The sequence below is a fragment of the Paenibacillus jamilae genome (genome assembly GCF_050482105.1).
Taxonomy (GTDB): Bacteria; Bacillota; Bacilli; order Paenibacillales; family Paenibacillaceae; genus Paenibacillus; species Paenibacillus jamilae_B.
The window spans coordinates 312,178-331,152 of record NZ_JBCNHI010000011.1 but is presented as its reverse complement, the minus strand read 5'-3'; the positions used below and the strand labels follow the sequence as shown (position 1 = coordinate 331,152).

The window sequence follows — 18,975 nt, the reverse complement described above, 5'->3', positions numbered from 1 at the left end:
TTAATCCACCTTCGCTTTCATAAATTGTTCGATTTTAGTGTGTGCTTCTGCTACCGTAAACAGCTTGTCCTGTGTGCCAAAAAAGGCGCCTGCCAGCACTTCTACTTTTACAGAAAATAGTTGTTCTGCGTGTTCCTTTAGTTCCTCTAGCGTATAGCGCGGACCACTTGCTTCCTGCCCGTCATGTAGCGGAGCCTTCTCATGGCTTTCCATGGTCACTCGGACCACCTCATTTCAAAATAGGATGAATTTCCACTCTGCGAATCAATGCCGCTTCCTCAGCTGGACGCATACGCCGCTGTACCAGCGTCAGCCGAAGCTGACCGTCTAAAATGGCATCCGCCTGCAAATCGGCTGAGGCTTCAGCCATAGACATATAACGGCCCTTGTCCTGCTCCAGAGGAAGCTGGATTTGAGCGGCAAAGCCTTCGACCAATGCGGAAGCGGCACGATTCTCTTCGGTGGTGTCCGGGCCAGTGATATGCCCGATGAACCGTTTGCGGAGCTCATACATCGAAGCTCCCACCATCCGGGTTTCGCAGCCGCTCAGCCGCCATAACACCGCATGGCTTCCCGGCTGAGCGGGCCATGCGTCGGCGTATACTGACCACGATTCGCCCAGTTGCTTCTGCGTCCAGCCGACCAGCGCTGCCAGCCATTCTTCCGGCTGTGCTGCACCAGGTGCTGAAGCAGCCGAACCCCCTTCTGTTTCAGGCACATACACGCCAAAACGCAGCGTTCTATAGGCCTTGCCCGTAACCGTGTCCAGCTTCTCTGCATCCCGCACGCCCAAATAGTGTGCGGTAAAAGCAGACGTGTCCTCACCTTTACCGGTCACCGATGCCCGGTGCAGTCCGGCAATCAGGGCATTTGCCCATACATCGGCCTGCGCCAGCCCCGCTTGTCCTGCGTACAGCTTGATGCGGACAACCTGCCGGTAACCGGCCCAGGAAGACTTCCAGATTTCCTCGCCCAGCGCCATAACTGCATACGGCTCCTCTGCCGTCTGCGACGGGGGCTGAACATCGTATACACGCCCTTGCAGCGCTGGAATAATGTCAACGAGCTTTTGCTTAAAGGCTTGTCTCATCCTGTGGCATGCCACCCTTGCGTATCCTGTGCTCGCATGCTGTGGCTGTTTAGCCAGGCTTTTTTCCACTTCCATGCTCTCATCCGGCGCAGCCTCATACTCATGCATTGCAGCATCCCTTGCTTAGGCAACACGACTCCTCCTTTCTATACATCGAATTCCCGAGAAGTGACAAAGACGATGACCGCATGAAAAAACCGGCCCTATTGGCCGGCTAACGTTTGACTGTGTGTGTCTTCGGTATGTCCTCTTGTCTTGATTCCCGATGATATAATCTTACACCCTAATAACGAATGCGTTGCCGGGGAAATGGACGATAAAAGCAGAGACTAGGGATGAAGTTAGGTGGTATTTTGCGAACGTTTGTTCCCTATCTTAAAATGCGCTTTATCTCCTTGTTAATGTTGCACACAAAAAAATAACCGCCCTTTAAAAAGGCGGTCAGTGGTATCATTCAATTCAATGAATTATATATATTCTCAGTATACCTAGTAATGGCTACATCGTAATCTGGATACTCATATTTCAGTTTTTTTGCCACAGCCTTAGCGTATTTTCTAAACAAAGTATAACAAGTAAGTAAAGACTGCCACATTTCTCGATAGCCATGTTCAGAGTAAGTCGATAATAAGCTTTCCCAATCTTCATTAGGAAGGTACTGATTTATAAATTTATAGTTTTTTCCTACGCTAAAGGTGTAACCTTGCTCTGAACCAATCTTCCAAGCCATCATTCGCAACAAATTAGGCCGTGCAATCTCGTTTAAATGGTCAATAGCAAACAGGATTTCTTTTCTCGCCAATCCTTTTACGACATAAGTTGAAACCATCCAAAACTCATTACAGCAATCATCAAATTCCTTTGCCGTGGGCTTTTTAATCCAATATTGATGATCACTTGCGATCACCTCCTCTTGGATCAGCACATCCTTGTCGAGCAGAACCTCAACTAGACCATCGCTATTCGTAAAATAATCCTCTACCTCGTTTATCGGGATCAGTGTCAGATCTAATTTGTTTCCATCCTCAAAAAGCATAATATATGAAAACCAGTTACCTAGCTCTGATGGAAAAAGCTCCATATCCTCGGGTTTTTGCATCATAAGCCTATCCCCAAAAACGTGAAGCCATTGATCACTTTCCTTGAAAGAATCCATATCTGTTACAAAATAAGAAATATCATAATCTTGAAATGAATCAGCAGGAATATTGAAGTTTGTACGTGATCCTTCCATAGTGACCAAGCGAACTCTCGCATCGTTCATAGCAAACTTTACAAGCATATCCATCATTTCTTGTTCACTTCTCAATGCATCCGTCCTCCGTTCCCATTTTTAATTGAAAGCTATGCTTTTTATTCACCGTTGCGGTTCTCCTTGCTGTCCTACGTTAATAGAGCCATAGGCTGTGACCCCTATGCATTTACCGAGCCCAGTCTTCGTTCCGCATCCTTCTGCAAGCTTGCCAGATTCAGAACGCCCTGGTCTGCCAGTGCTAGCGCCATTTTATAAAAAGCACGCGTACGAAGCTTCGTATACGTATCCTTGCTAACTGGCGGGTCCAGCACATAATTGTAAACCTTGTAATCGAACACATCGTCATCCTTTAAATAACGTTCACGGATCAGCAACTGTTCACGTTCATTCAAGCGGCTCACTACGACATCCACCATTTGGCAATAGGCCAAGCGGGCGGCAGGAGCATCTACATTATATACAGCAGTCCGGGCCGTTGGGTCACTTGTTACATTCGTGGGTCCGTTCGGGCGATCCGTATAGCCAGCAGTAATAAAGCTTTCCCGATCCATAAAGGTTATTGTTTTATAAATCCGGTATTTCTCAAATACACCCTCCAATGCATTCTGCGTTTTGCGACGATCTAATTCGGGTAAGTTATTTCTCATGAACAGCAACACTCCTTATATTATGCCTTTTGACAATGATGTATTTTCAAATAAAAAAAGCACTTGTTTACATTGTGTTCCCCTTTTGTTCGTATCTTGAGTATAACATAACATTATTTAGGATAGGTATCCATCGTGAAAAAAAGCAATTTAACCCCAAAAACAGGATATTCGCTCTACTTTTCTATGCCTTTTGGCATATTACGTGCTTTTACTATTTGCCTAATGGTATAATAAAGCTAATTCTATGATTCTATTGCAGAAAGGAGCTCCATTGTGGAACAGCCAGCATTCGGAACCTACCTAAAACAGCAACGTGAGCACAAGCAATTGAGCATCAATCAATTAGCAGATGCCGCAGGTATTAGTAATTCACAAATTTCCCGCATCGAAAATGGGCTACGCGGAGTGCCCAAGCCCTCCACCCTCCGCAAAATAGCGGACGCACTCAGTGTATCCTATACCGAAATGATGAAGGCCGCCGGATATTGGGCAGATGATGATTCTATAGAGCAAAATCCACATGAGCTATATCGTTCTACTGTACCGGAATGGGCAAGCTCCAAAGACCGCCGGGATTTTAAAAAAATGCTGGAGGAAGACGACGAATTAATGTTTGATGGCATTCCGCTGGATGAAAAAGACCGGCAACGGATCAAGGACGTACTGACAGGCCTGTTCTGGGAAGCCAAGCAGATGAACAAACATAAAAAGCCCGCCGATCCCGGTGCGAGCAAAGATCAGGGATCGTAGGTGATCGTATGAAGGAACTCATTCACCAACTTGTCCGAAAATACCGCACCAATTGCCCCTTTGATATCGCAAAAGCCTTAGGCATCCATATCCGATACTGCGATCTGGGCTCCACAACCAAAGGGTTGTATTATCACAAGCTGCGCAGAAGATTTATCGTCATTCACAATGGCCTTACACCAGAATGGGAACGGTTCGTCTGTGCGCATGAATTGGGACATGACCGACTGCATAAAGGTTTTAGTCGCTTTTTTATGGAGGAGCATTCCTACTTTTCCCCGGGAAAATTTGAACAGCAGGCCAATCGCTTTGCCGTGCTGTTGCTGAGTGCAGGGAATCCGCCGCTGGCTGACGAAACATTGGATCACTATTTACCCCGAATCGGGCTGCCCAAAGAGACTGCCCTTTTTTTTGATCACAAAACAGAACAATGGTTCCCATTTTATAAGTTACTGTCTATTACTGCCTCTACAATATAGGTAACTAGACGTTGGATTTAACAAGGATATTTCAAAAAAAATGTAGTGCTTTGATATAAAATAAGAGTTATTTTTACAATCATCTGATAAAATGTGGACGTAAGCGGTTTCTCTAATTCATTCATTTTATGGGAGGTTGAAGGAACAACATGAACTCATGGAAAAAACTCTCGTCGATCTTGACGACTGCCGCGCTTCTGTTCGGATGTCTCGGTACAGCAGCAGCGGACCCAGCTACTACTGCGGGAACAGCGGGAACGGCAACAACGACTCCAGTCAGTGGTAAACACATCACCATCCTACATACGAATGATACCCATGCTCACGTGGTGGCCAACGATAAGGAAATGGGGTTCGCCAAGCTGGCGGGAATCATCGACCAATATCGCGCCGCTAACCCTAATACATTGCTGCTGGATGACGGGGATACCGTTCATGGAACGACCTTCGCTACTCTGGTCAACGGTGAGAGTATCGTGAAAGTGATTAACAAGCTGCGCTATGATGCAATGGTTCCAGGTAACCATGAGTTTAATTACGGCTGGAAGCATCTGGTTGAGCTGAGTAAAGAGATTCAGTTCCCTGTGCTGAGCGCCAACATTAAGCAAACCGACGGAACACGTTTGTTCCAACCGTATACTATTAAAGAAGTAGATGGCGTTAAAATCGGTATTATAGGCCTAACTACGCCTGAAACAGCATATAAAACCAATCCTAAAAATGTGGAGGGCATTCAATTCACCGACCCTGCGGCTGAAGCCAAAGCGGCCGTAGACCAAATCCGCAGCAAAGTAGATGTCGTCGTTGCTCTGGGTCACCTGGGACAAGACGCGTCCAGCAAAGACACCAGCCTCAAGGTCGTGAAGGAAGTGCCTGGCATTGATATTTTCATCGACGGACACAGCCATACCGTACTGGAAAAAGGCCTGGTTGGTGACCATGGCACGTTGATCGCTAGTGCAGGTGAATACACCAAGTATCTGGGTGTAGTGGATCTATGGGTAGACGGCGGTAAAGTTGTCCAAAAGCAAGCGAAGCTGATCGATTCGACTCAAGCTGCCGACGTTCAGCCCAATGCTGAAATTGCTGCATTAATCGCCTCCATTCAGAAGGAGCAAGAGCCTATTCTTAAAGAGGTTGTAGCACAAACAAGTGTAGATCTGGAGGGCGCGCGCGAAAAGGTTCGTACGGGTGAAACCAATCTCGGCGACTTGCTCACCGATGCCATGCGTGACGTTTCGGGGGCAGATGTGGCTCTAACGAACGGTGGCGGCATTCGAGCATCCATCAAAGCAGGAACGGTTACCAAGGGAGACGTCATCACTGTACTGCCTTTCGGCAACCAAATTGTTACCTTGAAGGTAAAGGGCTCTGACCTTCAGGCCGCACTGGAAAATGGCGCAGCCTCCTATCCAGAATCAAGCGGAGGTTTCCCACAAGTATCAGGCATCTCGTTCAAAATAGACACCTCAGCAGCCAAAGGCAGTCGTGTTCACTCCATCCTGATTGGTGGCAAGGCCCTTGATCCTGAGGCAACATACACACTGGCTACCAATGATTTTACTGCCGTGGGCGGTGACCAATATACGATGTTCGCTAAATATCCACAGGCAGGCATGTTCGGATCGCTGGATGAAGCCTTAATCCGCTATATGCAAAAAGCCGGTTCTACTAGCCTGCAAGTAAAAGCAGACGGCCGTATTCAAGAAGCTAAAACAGATGGAAAAGCTATTGTCCCTGCCACACAAGCTGTGCCATCTGCTTCAGCCGCAACGCCAGCATCTCAGCAGGAGAAATCACAATCTGATTCCACATCAACTGCGAAGCCAGTGCCTGCGAAATCGACACCTGCAAAGTCGACACCTACAAAGTCCCAAGCTAGCAAGCCACAGCAGGCATCGGCTACTGCTCAAGCTGCAAATAGCCATGTATATGTCGTAAAATCCGGGGATACGCTGTATGACATTTCCCGCAAACACGGTACCACCTGGCAACAGCTTCAGCAGTTGAATAAATTGAAGAATCCTCACCGTATTTATCCAGGGCAAAAATTAGACCTCCCGGCCTAAATAGCCAGCAAAAGTAGCGTCCAGAATTGAAGTGGTTTGGGATGCTGCTGTATGTTAGCAGTTTTGAGATATGCGATAGTCCAAGCTCATTTGGACATCGCATATTTTTTTTGAAAGCAAGCCTTTTAACCGCTGACAAGTTGTGAACCGAGAGGTATGATGGAGAAGAGTCATTCGGGCAGAGAACATTTGTCCTGATATCCATCGGGATCAGTTATGTGTGTGGAAGGAGTCCATTAAATGCAATACATTATTTATGATCTTGAATTTACCGTGAGCCGTAACGCCAGATATTCCTCCGAAATCATTGATATCGGTGCCGTCAAAGTTATTCAGGGAGACGATGGCCTATTCGCTGCAGATACATTTCACACTTTTGTAAGACCATCGAATCGGCCTGTACTCTCTACAGATACCGTTCAATTTACGGGTATTACTCAACGTGATATTGATGCAGCTCCCCTCTTTCCTGAAGCCGTGAAGCAATTTATTGCCTGGCTCGGTACGGATTCACCCTATTATTTATGCGCATGGGGTCCGGATGACCGTCAGAAGCTGGTGTCCCATTGTCGTACTCATCATGTAGATCTCGGCTGGATTCATAATACAAATGATATACAAAAGCAAATTTCCCGTCTGTTTAGTTCCAATGGAAAGTATCGTCAATTAAGCCTGTCTCAGGCGTTGGAATTGTGCAACATTGATTTTGACGGTCAACAGCATCGAGCATTGGATGATGCCGTAAACACCGCACAGGTTTTCATACACCATTTTGATCGTATTACATTAGTTCATAATGCTGCCGACGATGAAGAAAGCCGCGGCTCGAAGCTCGTCTACTCTTCACCAGAAGAAGAACAGGAGCAGTACAGTCCCTTCGGCAATCTCGCCAACCTGTTTAAGGACCGTTAAGCAGATAGCTCCCCGGCCCGTTCCGGGGGATCTTCCCCTCTTATTCTTGATTTCCTGCCTTTTTATCGAAATAAAACGCCCCCCAGGTCCGTAGCATTTCTTGCATACGTTTGCGGTACCGTAAAGGTTCCAGAATCTCGGCCTCAGCTCCATAGGATGTGAGCCAATCCAGAAATTCACGGTCATGATTGACCGTCACCTCAAACAATAAACTTCCATCTGGCAAATCCTTTAAAAGAGGCTTGATAAACAGCTCCTCTTCTTTGACCCGATATACAGAATCGGCAGAAAAACGTACCACAAACCGAATATTTTGGTTTCCTTTGGTCACCGACCAGGTGCCTTTAAAAAACATTTCCATTTCAGATGTATTTTTTTGAAACGTATACGGCAAAATCCTCATATTCCGAAAGCGGCTGATTCGAAAGGTTCTCATGGCGGATTGCTTATGACAAAAACCTAGCATATAGAAGCGCCGATCTTGAGGAACCAAACAATAAGGATCTACTTGAACCAATGATACATCTTCATTTTGAGGAGAGCTGTATTCCGCTTCAATAGTCTGCTGCGTAAGACTCGCCAAAACAATCAGCCTGAGCAGATAGGGCTGGTTTTCCCGATCAAGTGTCGAGCCGAGCCGGATGATATTTTTCATTTCCTGCGCGAAGCTCGTCTGGTCCATCTTTTTTTTCTGACTAGAGGCCATCACTTTCTCATAAGCACTTTCAAAAGCTGGCGGTAAAAGAGGTTTTATCGTGTCCATCATTTCTCCCAGCTTGGTAAAAGCCTCTGTCTCTTCTTCTGTCCAATTGAGAGGATACAAAGCAAAATTGCTAATAAAAATGTACCCCTTGCCATGCCCCATATTCGCGATCGGAATATGCATAGCGCTTAGCGCCTCCATATCTCGGTATATGGTACGTTCTGATGTTTCACAACGTTCGGCAAGCTCTCTTGCCAATATTCCTGGATTTGCCTGAACAATAGTAATAATCCGCATTAAACGTATCAACCGATCAGTCAAGGAAGTCTCTCCTTTACAAAAAGATAGTAATTTAGACTCACTAATTTGCACAAAAAAACTAGCATAATTACCTATCTCAGCATATCATTCTCCGTAAAACGAACATCTCCTAACGCTATTCCTTTATTAAAAAAGACCTTAGAACTATACGCTGTAAATGATACAAAAGTCCCACTCCATTTATTACGTATGGATAAAAGTAGCTCGGCTTCCTCAAGGTAATCCATATCTTCGCTTCTAGCTGCACATATAAGCAATTCATCTGCTTGTCTAGTAAGGATGAACGCCCCTCGTTCAGTTTCCCCTTTCTCATACATACGCAATGCCTTTTTTACAATTTGGGACGTCTCATTCAGCTTTATGTATTTTTCCACCTTCGGGTTGGATGGAATGCTCAGCAGGCCAAGATGATGCGTATAATGGATATAGAGCTGGTCTGTGCGGATCAGTGTCCGCTTTTCCTGCGTCGGCTTGCGCCAGCTCCACTCAATCATTCCAATCGTATGCCTTCCGGACGCGTGAGCCGGTATAGAAAACGTCAAAATAGCTTGTCTATATTTTCCCCGTCGCACATCACCACAGTGAACCAGCATGCAATCTCCGTTTTCTGATTGTTTAAACCCGAGCCTCACCCCTTCAGCTTTTAATAGATTTACCCCGTTTTCTGGGATGAACTGAAGTTGAAGGTCACATCCCGCTGCTTTGGGTGTGAGATTCCCTTTTCTTTTACGTATAGCCCCATAGCCCCATTCTATCAGTAGATTTACTTGTTTGGACCCATTCGCAGATATAGACTCTTTGTCCCATGTGTACGTTACATTGAGCATTGACTTCACCACTGGTAAATTCCCCCTAAAAGAACATGTAACTCTAAATTAACAGTGTTATCTGACACTATATTGTCAGGGAACATATGTTTGATTGTGAAAATTATACATGGTAATCTTTATGAAAGGGGACCTAATCTGCTAAATAGCATTTCATTCCATTTAGATTACATGAATACGCAAAAATAGCCCGGCATTTGCCGGGCTACATGATAGTCTGCTTCTATATTTAAAATTATGAAATCGTAGTTTCTGTTAAAGATACTTTCGTATTTGTGCAAATATCGGATATTGGAGCAAAAGTAGTGCTATCCACGATAAGCTCCTTCGATAATGGCTTGCCATTTACAGTGATTTTTAAAATTGTATAGTTTTGTTCTCTCTCATTCATCTTTCGAAATCTCCTTCTATATCTATTTTAATATTTCTAGTTCATATATTTTGTTCAAGCCCTGATCAGGTGCGGATGGTTCTTGACTCGTTTGTTGGGAAAAATGCCGGAATGTTGCCGCTTCCTTGATATACCCGTTTTAGGTTACACTTAAACTAATAATCGAGCTTTTTTGATAATCTTTTCCCGTATTTGTCGTCTATATATTCTAAAAGCTGCATCCAAATCATTATATTGTACGTAACCATGTGATATGGGTAATGATCTGTAACATCTAACATCTTGGTTTCTCAAAAGGGGGAACATCACTTGGCACGAGCAACTTATCGCTTTGCTTTGTACCGCCGCATTGTCTGCGCTGCTATAGCGCTTTTGTTTATTTTTGGAGTAACCCGTGTACCCGAAGCTCATGCTGCTTATTGGGATGATGTATATCAAGGCTTTGAGCAGTTTTCACGTTTGCCAGGCGATGTATATCAGCTCAAGGAAAGCTACCGCCAAACACAGGAAGACCTGGAAAAGGCCCGTACCAGCATCGAGACCTACCAGAAGCAAAACGCCCAATTGCTGGAGCAAAATCGCAAGCTGAACGACACCGTTACAGAACTAAAAAATCTTCAAACCCAGCGCGATCAGGCTTCACATCGAAATAAAATGCTCATCATCACGGCTGTCATTCTGCTGGCCGGTTATTTTATCGGTATCCGACTGTTACGTTATGGGATGCGTCGACGCTCGGGAAGATACTAACTGTCTGAAAGGATGAAGGGTCTGAATGGACATACAAGCAGGACAACACCATGATGAAAGTGTCGGTTCGGTCGTAACGCTCGACCTGGCTGAAGGGGAAAAACTGCACGTTCTGCATCCGCAGCAAATCATCGCATATCGCGGACCCAGCTCAGGCCGCAGTGATAAGCTGATGAATATTAAAGGCATGTATCGCAAGCACAAATTGATTCAGGCCGATTTTACAGGCGCTTGTCGGCTAATTGCCGCCCTTCCTCCTGGCTTTAGTCTGAAGATGATCAAGCTGGAAGGAAGCGACGATTTGCTATACGATTTCCGCAACCTGTTCTGGTACAGCGCCGGCATCCAAATGCGTACCAAGCTGTTAAGCATGAAAAACATGTTGTTTAGCCGTGATGTCATTAAAATGAAATTTGACGGTATCGGTCACATTGGCATTTTGACACAAGGATTGGTATGTCAAGAACAGCTTCATCCGTCGGAGCCGATCTATGTGGATGCGAGCAGCGTCATTGCCTATCCTGAAAATGCCAAGCTGGAGTTAACCGTATATGGTAACCATTTGGCCAGCCAGCATATGAATTATCATTTTAAAATGACTGGGCACGGCACCGTATTATTTCATGCTGGTGAACATCATCGGCGGCTTCAGCAGGATATGAACGACGATGGCGTGATCAAACGATTTTTAAGGGAAGTCATTCCATTTGGTGGAGTGTTTATCAAATAGCTCTGCCATGCTATAATGGCAATGCTCAATGAAGCTGTCTGTCCTCGTGGCAGATGCTAATGAAGAAAATCCATGCCTAACGCATGGGAGAGGTTCGCGAACTCCCTCTATAAAAAACTAACGATGCTTTGTCCTCCGCATTGAAAAATGAATTTGCGGGGCAAGGCCTGTTTTTTGTTGAAGCCGGTTCAAGAACTCTCTTTCTTCCACGTGACAAGACGCTGTGTCTTACACCATTCCAAGAAGATCGAGAGGTTTTTTTATGTTTGCAAACGAAAAAGCAGTCGTCGTATTCAGCGGCGGCCAAGACAGCACAACCTGTTTATTTTGGGCAAAAAAACATTTTGCCGAAGTAGAAACCGTGACGTTCGATTACGGTCAACGCCACAAGCAGGAAATTGAAGTTGCCGCCGGAATTGCCAGCGAGCTGGGTGTTCCGCAAACGGTACTGGATATGAGCCTGCTCAACCAACTTGCCCCGAATGCCCTCACACGCACCGACATTGATATTACTCAAGAGGAAGGCGAACTGCCTAGCACCTTTGTAGACGGTCGCAACCTGTTGTTCCTAAGCTTCGCAGCAGTTCTTGCCAAGCAAAAAGGAGCGCGCCACATCATTACAGGCGTATGCGAGACAGATTTCAGCGGCTATCCCGACTGCCGGGATTCCTTTATTAAATCGCTGAACGTCACACTGAACCTTTCGATGGACTATCCCTTTGTGATTCATACCCCGCTCATGTGGCTGAACAAGGCCGAAACCTGGCAAATGGCTGATGAACTGAAAGCTTTTGAATTTGTTAGAACCCGTACACTAACGTGCTATAACGGCATCATTGGCGATGGCTGTGGCGAATGTCCTGCCTGCAATCTCCGTCGTGCCGGACTGGAGCAATATCTCGCAGTTCGCGGCGCTTCGTCCCAAGGAGCTGAAGGTCATGCGTGAGCCAGGTACCTTTCGTATTGTCGACAAGCTCCAGCAGTTCGGGACAGACATTGAGCGCTCTCAGCTGCGCTATCACCGCAAGCGTGTTCTCGTCAGCAAACAATTTACGTTCGATGCAGCCCACCATTTGCACTGTTACGAAGGTAAATGCAAAAATCTGCACGGACATACCTATATTGTCGTATTTGGCATAAGCGGTATACCGAGCGAAATAGGTCTGACGCTGGATTTTGGTGATATTAAAACGATCTGGAAAGAGCGAATTGAGCCTTTTCTGGACCACCGTTATTTGAATGAGACGCTTCCTCCAATGAATACAACGGCGGAAAATATGGTCGTCTGGATCTTTGAACAAATGGAGGTAGCCCTGACCTCGGATGCATACTGCAATCGTGTTGAAGGCGGACGTACCGAGTTTGTAAGACTATTCGAGACACCTACCAGCTACGCCGAATTCCGACGGGAGTGGATGTTCGATGAGTAATACTGTAACTGCTAATACTGTAACTACTCACCAACCTATGACAACCTCCGACAAGGCTAAAACAGCCCCTATTCCTGTACTGGAGGTGTTTGGTCCCACCGTTCAGGGCGAGGGTATGGTCATTGGCCGTAAAACGATGTTTGTTCGTACTGCAGGCTGCGATTACCATTGCTCATGGTGCGACTCCGCCTTTACCTGGGACGGCAGCGCCAAGGATCAAATTCGCCGTCTCAGTGCCACAGATATTTGGCAGGAGCTACAGTCTATCGGAGGCGAACGGTTCTCGCATGTCACCCTGTCCGGAGGCAATCCTGCCCTGCTGCCACAGCTTGGGACGCTGATTACCCTGCTACGCAGTCAAGGCATTGCCACCGCTGTCGAAACACAAGGCTCCCGGTGGCAGGAATGGCTGTACGATATCGATGAGGTGACCTTATCCCCGAAGCCACCCAGCTCTGGCATGACGACCAACTGGGACGTGCTGGATGATATTGTAGCCCGTCTGTCAAACCGGAAAATGGCTGGAGCGTCCAAGACTACAACAAACGTCTCAGTTACAACGTGCACCCAGGAATTGAATGATGAATCGGTCAGACTATATGCTGGAGCATGTAGCCTGAAGGTCGTCATCTTCGATGACACCGATCTCGCCTATGCCCGCACCGTTCACGAGCGCTATCCACACGTACCGCTGTTCCTTCAGACGGGTAATCCAGATGTGAACACAGAGAACACCGGACAGATCGCAGAATCTCTTTTGCATCGTTATGAATGGCTTATCGACCGTGTCATGGACGATTCCCGGCTCAACGATGTAAGAGTACTCCCGCAGCTCCATACCCTCGTATGGGGCAACAAACGCGGCGTATAATACACATATACAATATATTCCATATGAGCTGTATGTGATACACAAGATACGTCAAATTAGTCGAAGTACACTCTCGACACCCAAAGCTATAAAACAAGAGAAACCCTCGTCCGCAAGGATGGGGTTTCTCACAGAATATCGCTCCTTTCATATAGGAGCGTGCATTATTCTCTTCTGCCCAACTGACAGGTAAACGAGCAGGGACTTTATGGTGATGACGGCGGTCGGTCAGCGGAGCGGAGGATTTGAAGCTGGAGAAGTGTTAGCGCTCGCCTTTGAAATGGGATTCTAACCTATAGATCTTTTATCAGAAAGAATCCCATTTCAACAGCGATCGGAAGCTCAAATCCTTCGCGAAGCGGCTTCCCCACCACCATAACTCCCATTTCGTTTACCAAACTAAACCAACTTTAAGGAGCCTCACTTAACATGACCGGAAGAAAACCTGAAGAAATGACCGACGTTACCCTGCTTGGCAATCAAGGCACACAATACACTTTTGCTTATGATCCCGCCATTCTCGAAAGCTTTGATAATAAGCATCCGTACCGCGATTATTTTGTAAAGTTCAATTGCCCGGAGTTCACCAGCCTGTGCCCGATTACCGGACAGCCTGATTTTGCAACCATCTACATCAGCTACATTCCTGATATTAAAATGGTTGAAAGCAAGTCCCTTAAGCTGTACCTGTTCAGCTTCCGCAACCACGGTGATTTCCATGAAGACTGCGTCAATATCATCATGAATGACTTGATTAAGCTGATGGACCCTCGCTACATTGAAGTATGGGGCAAATTCACGCCTCGCGGCGGCATCTCTATCGACCCGTACACCAACTACGGCAAGCCGGGAACGAAGTATGAGCAGATCGCAGAGCACCGTATGATGAACCATGATATGTATCCAGAGACAGTAGATAATCGATAGGCTGATCCTCTCTGTGCGCTTGCATACAAATACAAGGGGCTGCCCCACAGGTCATAAATGACTCAGGGACAGCCCCTTATTTTTAGTCTATCGAAATCATCCATAAGAGTATAACGCTTGAGGCATTTACACACTCAGATCAAATTTTGATTTTTTATATTCATAAGGGGTTTTACCCATAACTTCCTTAAAAGCTTTTCTAAACGATTTTTCGTTGGGAAAGCCAGACTCATAAGAAATCTCTGTAAGTGACTTATTACTTGTTTCCAATAAATCAATCGCCTTTTCCAAACAAAGAATTTGCTTGTACTCCGTAAACGTCTGACCTGTATATTCATGAAACATTCTCGACAAATAAGCCTCCGAATAACCGCAAATTCGGGCTGTTTTCGCCAGGCTAATATTTTCAGCGTAATGCTCTTTAATAAAATCCATAATGGTCTTTATCTTTTGCTGCTTTTCGCTAAATACCTCTGGCTGTAGGTCTGCTGCCTGACTAAAATGATTTACGAGCACATATTTAAGTTCAATAATTCGACTTTGCTCTAAGATATAGTCATATTTTCCTGTGGAAATATGCAGGTTATATATGTCCATAAACAACTCTCTTAATTTAGAAAGTATATTATGTTCAACTTGTTGCTCTTGCGTATTTAATTGGATGGATACTTGTTCATTGGCAAAAAAGGTAGCTGGAAATTGCAATACAATGACCTGGTTTTCCGTAATACTTTGGGTGGAGTGCGGTACATTGCTATTAATGAACAGGGCATCCTTTTCCATCAAAATGGTTATCTTTCCTTCATGCCACACCTTAAGACTTCCACTTGTACAATAAATTAATTCCATATTGCTGTGAAAATGCATAGGTATGACTCTTTCTGTATCTGTCGATTGAAACATAAAGAGGTTAATCATTTTTCTTCTGTCTATTTCAATATGTTCATATATTTTTTTCATACGACACCTCATCAACCAGCTATGAGTAATCAACAGTAATTATATTCAGTCATATACTCTAATACTCATACTATACCGATAGTAAAATGCCTACACAAGCTGAAATCTATTCAGGCCACGAAGACAAAAAAAGGCAGTTCTTCTCGCAAACGGAGAAATGAACAGCCTTTCCTTGCCTGCTTGTAGCTCTCAGGTAAAAGATACTCATATCGTTTTAATGATTGATTATGACTTCGCATTCCTGCAATTGATAAATCTCAATTTCTCCTTCATTGTCTCCTGCTTCAAGCACTACACTGCGTTGTTCCACATCTTCTAGGAAATAGCGTAGAGAAAATACTTCCTCGCCTTCGTTCACAAAGATCTCCAGACTTGAGCTTTCTATAAATATTTGCATGCCTGCAAGTTGACTGGCTAATATTGCTTTTCTGTACTCTCTCTGGTTCGTCAACCAGTTGGTTCTCCATACGGTTAAACTGTTTTCTTCCGAATCATAGTCAATTTCCACAGCATTTCTGACTACCATTTTGAAGTTCTCTGTAAGCTTCGAAAAATGAACATTGCACTCCACCTGCAGGGAAGGCAGCAGCCAATCCTTATTTTTGTGAATGTTCTCCTTGGAATGCACACTATCTATTCTTAACAATTGTAATTCCGGCAATGGCTTCTGGTATAGCACACCGTTAGACAGCACTATTTCCCTAGGAAGAGTCAGTGTATGAATCCAGCCTTCCTGAATGGTTGGAACAGCCCTCTCCGCTTCTTCATTCATGGCGCTCATCCATCCGAACATAATGGTTCTATCATTCACCTTAAATGATTGTGGCGCATAGAAATCAAACCCCCGATCAAGCTCTTTAAAATGGGCAAGATGCCCGTTGAATTTTCCTGTATCCATGAACTTTCCAACAATATATCCCGATTCGTTAGGGTTTCTATAATATTCGCCTGCTTCCGGTAAACCCTGAGGAGAGAACACAAAAATATCATTTTCCGCAAATTGAAGCAGATCAGGACATTCCCACATATACCCGAATTCATGATCATGATCCAAAAAGGACCCTTGGCACTCCCAATCAGACAAATCTGTAGATTTGTAGATAAGCGTATCTCCAGTCAAATCCTCTCTTTGAGCGCCAACGATCAGCCACCAGCTCCCATTCCTATCTCTCCATACTTTCGGGTCTCGGACATGTCTGGTATAGCCTTGTGGATGTTCAAACAAAGGACCAACTTTCTCGAAATGCTCCCCATCTTCCGAAATGGCTACGCATTGATAGCTTTCCTTGACTCCATCATCCCTGATTACGTTTCCTGTGTAAAACAAATACAGCTTTTCATCATGAACTATGGCGCCTCCAGAATAAATGCCGTCCTTGTCATACCATTCCGAAGGCTCAAGCGCGATACCTTTCCTTTGCCAATGCACCAGATCGCTCGAAACTACATGGCCCCAGCATTTATTTCGATGTTCGGTTCCTTTGGGGTTCCACTGATAGAACACATGATATTGGTGCTTGAAAAAGGCAAGTCCATTAGGATCGTTTAATAGCCCATAAGGAGGAGTAATATGATATTTAAGATGATAAGCGTCGCTTTTATTCATGTTCATCCTCCGGTAACAAAGTAAAACTAAAGCTTAACAGTATTTCCTGTGAGCTTGGACCGATATAAATCTCAAATTCACCAGGCTCACTCTTGTATTCCATTTCACGTCCATAAAATTTAAGCATGTCCTCATTCACTGAAAATTCCACAATTGTAGTCTCGCCGCTTTGTAAAAATACTTTTCTAAAGTCTTTTAATTCTTTCACTGGCCTTGCAACACTCGCAAATTTATCGCGGATATATAATTGGACTGTTTCTTTCCCAGCATAGTTTCCAGTGTTGGATACAGAAAGACGGATATCCACTGACTCATTTGTTTTTATTTCCTTTTGACTGACGGTTAATAGACTGTATTCAAATGAGGTATAAGATAAACCGTAGCCAAACGGATACAAGGGTTCGTTCACTTCATCTATATATCGGGACGCAAAGCGGTAAGAGCCATTTTCCTTTAAATTCGGTCTCCCTGTATTCAGCTCATTGTAGTAGATCGGAATTTGACCGACGCTACGTGGAAAGGTCATTGCTAATTTCCCGGATGGATTTACTTTCCCATACAATATATTAGCCAGCGCTTCTCCGCCCATCGTTCCCGGATACCAGGCCTGAACAATGGTGTCCACCTGTCCAGCAATATCAGTAAGGATCAAAGGTCTTCCGCTATATACGATCAGAACGATCCTTTTGCCCAATAAGCTTAATTCATGAAGTAGTCTCAATTGGGGCTCTGGTAGCGTCGGATTCGTTCGTGATCCACCTTCTCCGCTCTGATAAATACTTTCTCCCAAAGCAAGGACTATGACCTCTGCTTCATTTGCATTCCTAATGGCTTCTAGCAGTAGAGCTTCCTCGGACCTGGTTTCAACAGCCAGCTTGTCCGCATATTTATCGAACGTTTCCCTTGCAGCAACAGGTAGCAGATAACTCCCTCTGCATACCGAGAGATTGTCGGGGCCAACAAGCTGTAACAACCCCGTTTTCAAATTTATCGTATCTGTCTGCTCTCCCTTGATCGCCCACATGCCCAAGGTAGAATTTTCTTCTGCATAAGGACCTATTAAAGCTACCTTCGTTTCCTTTGATAACGGCAATACATTATTTTCATTTTTCAACAGCACAATGGATTCTTCTGCCAAGGACAGTGCCGCTTGTTTATGCTTGTCTGACAGAATACTGCTGGTTGAACGTTTAACGATTTCCTGTAATCCGCGGAACGGGTCCTCAAACAGCCCCAAATCATTTTTCAGCTGTAAGACACGGTATACAGCCTCATTCAGAAGCTCCAGCATATAGTCGTTACCAGATATTACATTCTTCAATTGATTAGCGTACACTGCCGTCTTCATATCCACATCTACACCTGCCAGCAGTGCCAGCCTGGCGGCGGAAGTCTCGTCCTCGGCATAACCATGCATGATTAACTCTTCAATAGCGGCGTAATCCGAGATCAATACACCGTCAAACTTCATTTCCTGTCTTAGTACGTCACGGTTAAGCCACTCGTTTCCAGTCGCAGGGATCCCATTCAACGTATTAAAAGCCGTCATGACAAGCTTGGCGCCCGCTTCTATTGCAGCTTGATATCCAGGCAAATAATATTCTCGCAATGCATGCTCCGATAGATCCACGGCATTGTATTCACGTCCCGCTACAGGCGCTCCATAAGCGGCAAAATGCTTGACACAAGCAGCAATTTTATTAGCCGGTACGGCTCCACCTTCCAAGTTGCTGCCCTGGATTCCCAGCACCACACTTTGGGCGTATTTCCGCGCCAGCAAGGTATCTTCTCCAGGCGATTCCATCACCCGCCCCCAGCGGGGATCTCTCACCAAATCTACCATAGGGGAAAAGGTTACATGAATGCCTTCATCGTAGCATTCCTTGGCAGCAATTGAAGCCGCATTCTCTATCCCCTCATAGCTCCAGCTACATGCTTGAGCGATCGGAATCGGGAAAATGGTTCGATAGCCATAGATAATATCCGCCATGAATAACAGTGGAATTTTATGAGCCGATTTTTCCAAATAATCGGTTTGCAGCCGGATTATTTTTTCCGGGTTAGTAATGTTTAATATGGAGCCCGTATTATAAATATTATAGTCCGTATTTAGCCCTAATTTTTTCAAAGGACCCGTCACAACCGTATCCATGTCCCCTTCAAAAAAATCACCGGTTAGTTGGATGAGCTGGCCGATTTTCTCTTCTATTGAAAGGCTGTTCAATTTTTCAAGCAATCTTTTGTTGTCCATGAT

General features: G+C 45.1%; 21 protein-coding genes and 1 riboswitch. Of the genes, 11 read left to right on the top strand and 10 right to left on the bottom strand.

Annotated features, from left to right (window positions below; translation table 11 throughout):
- The 4 genes from ABEW32_RS08910 to ABEW32_RS08895 all read right to left on the bottom strand — a co-directional run bounded on the left by ABEW32_RS08910 (position 1) and on the right by ABEW32_RS08895 (position 2,992).
- Positions 1-219, bottom strand: coding sequence for a YqzN/YkzM domain-containing protein (locus ABEW32_RS08910; protein ID WP_430186660.1), 219 nt, complete (start codon positions 217-219; stop codon positions 1-3).
- 10 nt (positions 220-229) lie between these two features.
- Complete coding sequence (locus tag ABEW32_RS08905) at positions 230-1,198, bottom strand: hypothetical protein (RefSeq protein ID WP_430186658.1); 969 nt, start codon at positions 1,196-1,198, stop codon at positions 230-232.
- Positions 1,199-1,544: 346 nt separating this feature from the next.
- The gene (ant(6), locus tag ABEW32_RS08900; protein ID WP_430186656.1) at positions 1,545-2,399 is read right to left on the bottom strand and encodes an aminoglycoside 6-adenylyltransferase; all 855 of its coding nucleotides are present in this window, start codon (positions 2,397-2,399) and stop codon (positions 1,545-1,547) included.
- Positions 2,400-2,503: 104 nt separating this feature from the next.
- Complete coding sequence (locus ABEW32_RS08895) at positions 2,504-2,992, bottom strand: ArpU family phage packaging/lysis transcriptional regulator (protein WP_430186654.1); 489 nt, start codon at positions 2,990-2,992, stop codon at positions 2,504-2,506.
- 276 nt (positions 2,993-3,268) lie between these two features.
- Here ABEW32_RS08895 and ABEW32_RS08890 point away from each other — a divergent pair, with 276 nt between their 5' ends.
- From ABEW32_RS08890 to ABEW32_RS08875, 4 genes are all read left to right on the top strand, one after another.
- Positions 3,269-3,745, top strand: a complete 477-nt coding sequence (locus ABEW32_RS08890; protein ID WP_430186653.1) for a helix-turn-helix domain-containing protein — start codon at positions 3,269-3,271, stop codon at positions 3,743-3,745.
- Positions 3,746-3,753: 8 nt separating this feature from the next.
- Positions 3,754-4,224 (top strand): ImmA/IrrE family metallo-endopeptidase, encoded by a 471-nt coding sequence (locus tag ABEW32_RS08885; RefSeq protein WP_430186651.1) that lies wholly within the window; start codon positions 3,754-3,756, stop codon positions 4,222-4,224.
- A 149-nt stretch (positions 4,225-4,373) separates the two neighbouring features.
- Positions 4,374-6,293, top strand: a complete 1,920-nt coding sequence (locus ABEW32_RS08880) for a 5'-nucleotidase C-terminal domain-containing protein (RefSeq protein ID WP_430186649.1) — start codon at positions 4,374-4,376, stop codon at positions 6,291-6,293.
- Between the two features lie 240 nt (positions 6,294-6,533).
- On the top strand, positions 6,534-7,205 hold the full coding sequence (locus ABEW32_RS08875; protein WP_430186647.1) for a 3'-5' exonuclease: 672 nt from the start codon (positions 6,534-6,536) through the stop codon (positions 7,203-7,205).
- Positions 7,206-7,245: 40 nt separating this feature from the next.
- Here ABEW32_RS08875 and ABEW32_RS08870 read toward each other — a convergent pair whose 3' ends face one another.
- The 3 genes from ABEW32_RS08870 to ABEW32_RS08860 all read right to left on the bottom strand — a co-directional run bounded on the left by ABEW32_RS08870 (position 7,246) and on the right by ABEW32_RS08860 (position 9,447).
- Positions 7,246-8,229 (bottom strand): helix-turn-helix transcriptional regulator, encoded by a 984-nt coding sequence (locus ABEW32_RS08870; RefSeq protein ID WP_430186645.1) that lies wholly within the window; start codon positions 8,227-8,229, stop codon positions 7,246-7,248.
- A gap of 71 nt (positions 8,230-8,300) precedes the next feature.
- Positions 8,301-9,068 (bottom strand): hypothetical protein, encoded by a 768-nt coding sequence (locus ABEW32_RS08865; protein ID WP_430186643.1) that lies wholly within the window; start codon positions 9,066-9,068, stop codon positions 8,301-8,303.
- A 223-nt stretch (positions 9,069-9,291) separates the two neighbouring features.
- Entirely contained in the window at positions 9,292-9,447 is a 156-nt protein-coding gene (locus ABEW32_RS08860) for a hypothetical protein (RefSeq protein ID WP_016821329.1), read from the bottom strand.
- A gap of 309 nt (positions 9,448-9,756) precedes the next feature.
- Between ABEW32_RS08860 and ABEW32_RS08855 the strand changes: the two genes are divergently transcribed.
- The 7 genes from ABEW32_RS08855 (at position 9,757) to queF (ending at position 14,155) form a co-directional block, all read left to right on the top strand.
- On the top strand, positions 9,757-10,197 hold the full coding sequence (locus tag ABEW32_RS08855; protein ID WP_031463042.1) for an SH3 domain-containing protein: 441 nt from the start codon (positions 9,757-9,759) through the stop codon (positions 10,195-10,197).
- Positions 10,198-10,222: 25 nt separating this feature from the next.
- Positions 10,223-10,927, top strand: coding sequence for an AIM24 family protein (locus ABEW32_RS08850; protein ID WP_017426401.1), 705 nt, complete (start codon positions 10,223-10,225; stop codon positions 10,925-10,927).
- A gap of 83 nt (positions 10,928-11,010) precedes the next feature.
- Positions 11,011-11,054: riboswitch (PreQ1 riboswitch) on the top strand.
- Positions 11,055-11,067: 13 nt separating this feature from the next.
- Positions 11,068-11,283 carry a hypothetical protein gene (locus ABEW32_RS08845; protein WP_430187055.1) on the top strand — a complete coding sequence of 72 codons (216 nt, stop codon included), beginning with the start codon at positions 11,068-11,070 and terminating at the stop codon, positions 11,281-11,283.
- Positions 11,190-11,873, top strand: a complete 684-nt coding sequence (gene queC / locus ABEW32_RS08840) for a 7-cyano-7-deazaguanine synthase QueC (protein ID WP_430186640.1) — start codon at positions 11,190-11,192, stop codon at positions 11,871-11,873. Before ABEW32_RS08845 ends, queC begins: the two co-directional genes overlap by 94 nt.
- Positions 11,866-12,357 carry a 6-carboxytetrahydropterin synthase QueD gene (gene queD / locus ABEW32_RS08835; protein WP_430186638.1) on the top strand — a complete coding sequence of 164 codons (492 nt, stop codon included), beginning with the start codon at positions 11,866-11,868 and terminating at the stop codon, positions 12,355-12,357. Before queC ends, queD begins: the two co-directional genes overlap by 8 nt.
- Complete coding sequence (gene queE, locus ABEW32_RS08830) at positions 12,350-13,228, top strand: 7-carboxy-7-deazaguanine synthase QueE (protein WP_430186636.1); 879 nt, start codon at positions 12,350-12,352, stop codon at positions 13,226-13,228. The genes queD and queE overlap by 8 nt, the downstream gene beginning before the upstream one ends.
- Before the next feature lie 429 nt (positions 13,229-13,657).
- On the top strand, positions 13,658-14,155 hold the full coding sequence (gene queF / locus ABEW32_RS08825; protein WP_017426398.1) for a preQ(1) synthase: 498 nt from the start codon (positions 13,658-13,660) through the stop codon (positions 14,153-14,155).
- 126 nt (positions 14,156-14,281) lie between these two features.
- On the opposite strand, the gene ABEW32_RS08820 is transcribed toward queF, so the two are convergent.
- The 3 genes from ABEW32_RS08820 to bglX form a co-directional block, all read right to left on the bottom strand.
- Positions 14,282-15,115, bottom strand: a complete 834-nt coding sequence (locus ABEW32_RS08820) for an AraC family transcriptional regulator (RefSeq protein ID WP_430186634.1) — start codon at positions 15,113-15,115, stop codon at positions 14,282-14,284.
- Positions 15,116-15,329: 214 nt separating this feature from the next.
- Entirely contained in the window at positions 15,330-16,721 is a 1,392-nt protein-coding gene (locus ABEW32_RS08815; RefSeq protein ID WP_430186632.1) for a glycoside hydrolase family 32 protein, read from the bottom strand.
- A complete protein-coding gene (gene bglX, locus ABEW32_RS08810) occupies positions 16,714-18,972 on the bottom strand; it encodes a beta-glucosidase BglX (RefSeq protein ID WP_430186630.1) in 2,259 nt (752 codons plus the stop codon). The genes ABEW32_RS08815 and bglX overlap by 8 nt, the downstream gene beginning before the upstream one ends.
- Positions 18,973-18,975: the final 3 nt, after the last annotated feature.

Excerpts from the sequence above, each read along its gene's own strand:
- ABEW32_RS08905 (WP_430186658.1), bottom strand. The coding sequence starts at position 1,198 with ATGCATGAGTATGAGGCTGCGCCGGATGAGAGCATGGAAGTGGAAAAA.
- ABEW32_RS08895 (WP_430186654.1), bottom strand. The coding sequence starts at position 2,992 with ATGAGAAATAACTTACCCGAATTAGATCGTCGCAAAACGCAGAATGCA.
- ABEW32_RS08885 (WP_430186651.1), top strand. The coding sequence starts at position 3,754 with ATGAAGGAACTCATTCACCAACTTGTCCGAAAATACCGCACCAATTGC.
- ABEW32_RS08880 (WP_430186649.1), top strand. The coding sequence starts at position 4,374 with ATGAACTCATGGAAAAAACTCTCGTCGATCTTGACGACTGCCGCGCTT.
- ABEW32_RS08875 (WP_430186647.1), top strand. The coding sequence starts at position 6,534 with ATGCAATACATTATTTATGATCTTGAATTTACCGTGAGCCGTAACGCC.
- ABEW32_RS08860 (WP_016821329.1), bottom strand. The coding sequence starts at position 9,447 with ATGAATGAGAGAGAACAAAACTATACAATTTTAAAAATCACTGTAAAT.
- ABEW32_RS08850 (WP_017426401.1), top strand. The coding sequence starts at position 10,223 with ATGGACATACAAGCAGGACAACACCATGATGAAAGTGTCGGTTCGGTC.
- queC (WP_430186640.1), top strand. The coding sequence starts at position 11,190 with ATGTTTGCAAACGAAAAAGCAGTCGTCGTATTCAGCGGCGGCCAAGAC.
- queD (WP_430186638.1), top strand. The coding sequence starts at position 11,866 with ATGCGTGAGCCAGGTACCTTTCGTATTGTCGACAAGCTCCAGCAGTTC.
- queE (WP_430186636.1), top strand. The coding sequence starts at position 12,350 with ATGAGTAATACTGTAACTGCTAATACTGTAACTACTCACCAACCTATG.
- queF (WP_017426398.1), top strand. The coding sequence starts at position 13,658 with ATGACCGGAAGAAAACCTGAAGAAATGACCGACGTTACCCTGCTTGGC.
- ABEW32_RS08820 (WP_430186634.1), bottom strand. The coding sequence starts at position 15,115 with ATGAAAAAAATATATGAACATATTGAAATAGACAGAAGAAAAATGATT.
- ABEW32_RS08815 (WP_430186632.1), bottom strand. The coding sequence starts at position 16,721 with ATGAATAAAAGCGACGCTTATCATCTTAAATATCATATTACTCCTCCT.
- bglX (WP_430186630.1), bottom strand. The coding sequence starts at position 18,972 with ATGGACAACAAAAGATTGCTTGAAAAATTGAACAGCCTTTCAATAGAA.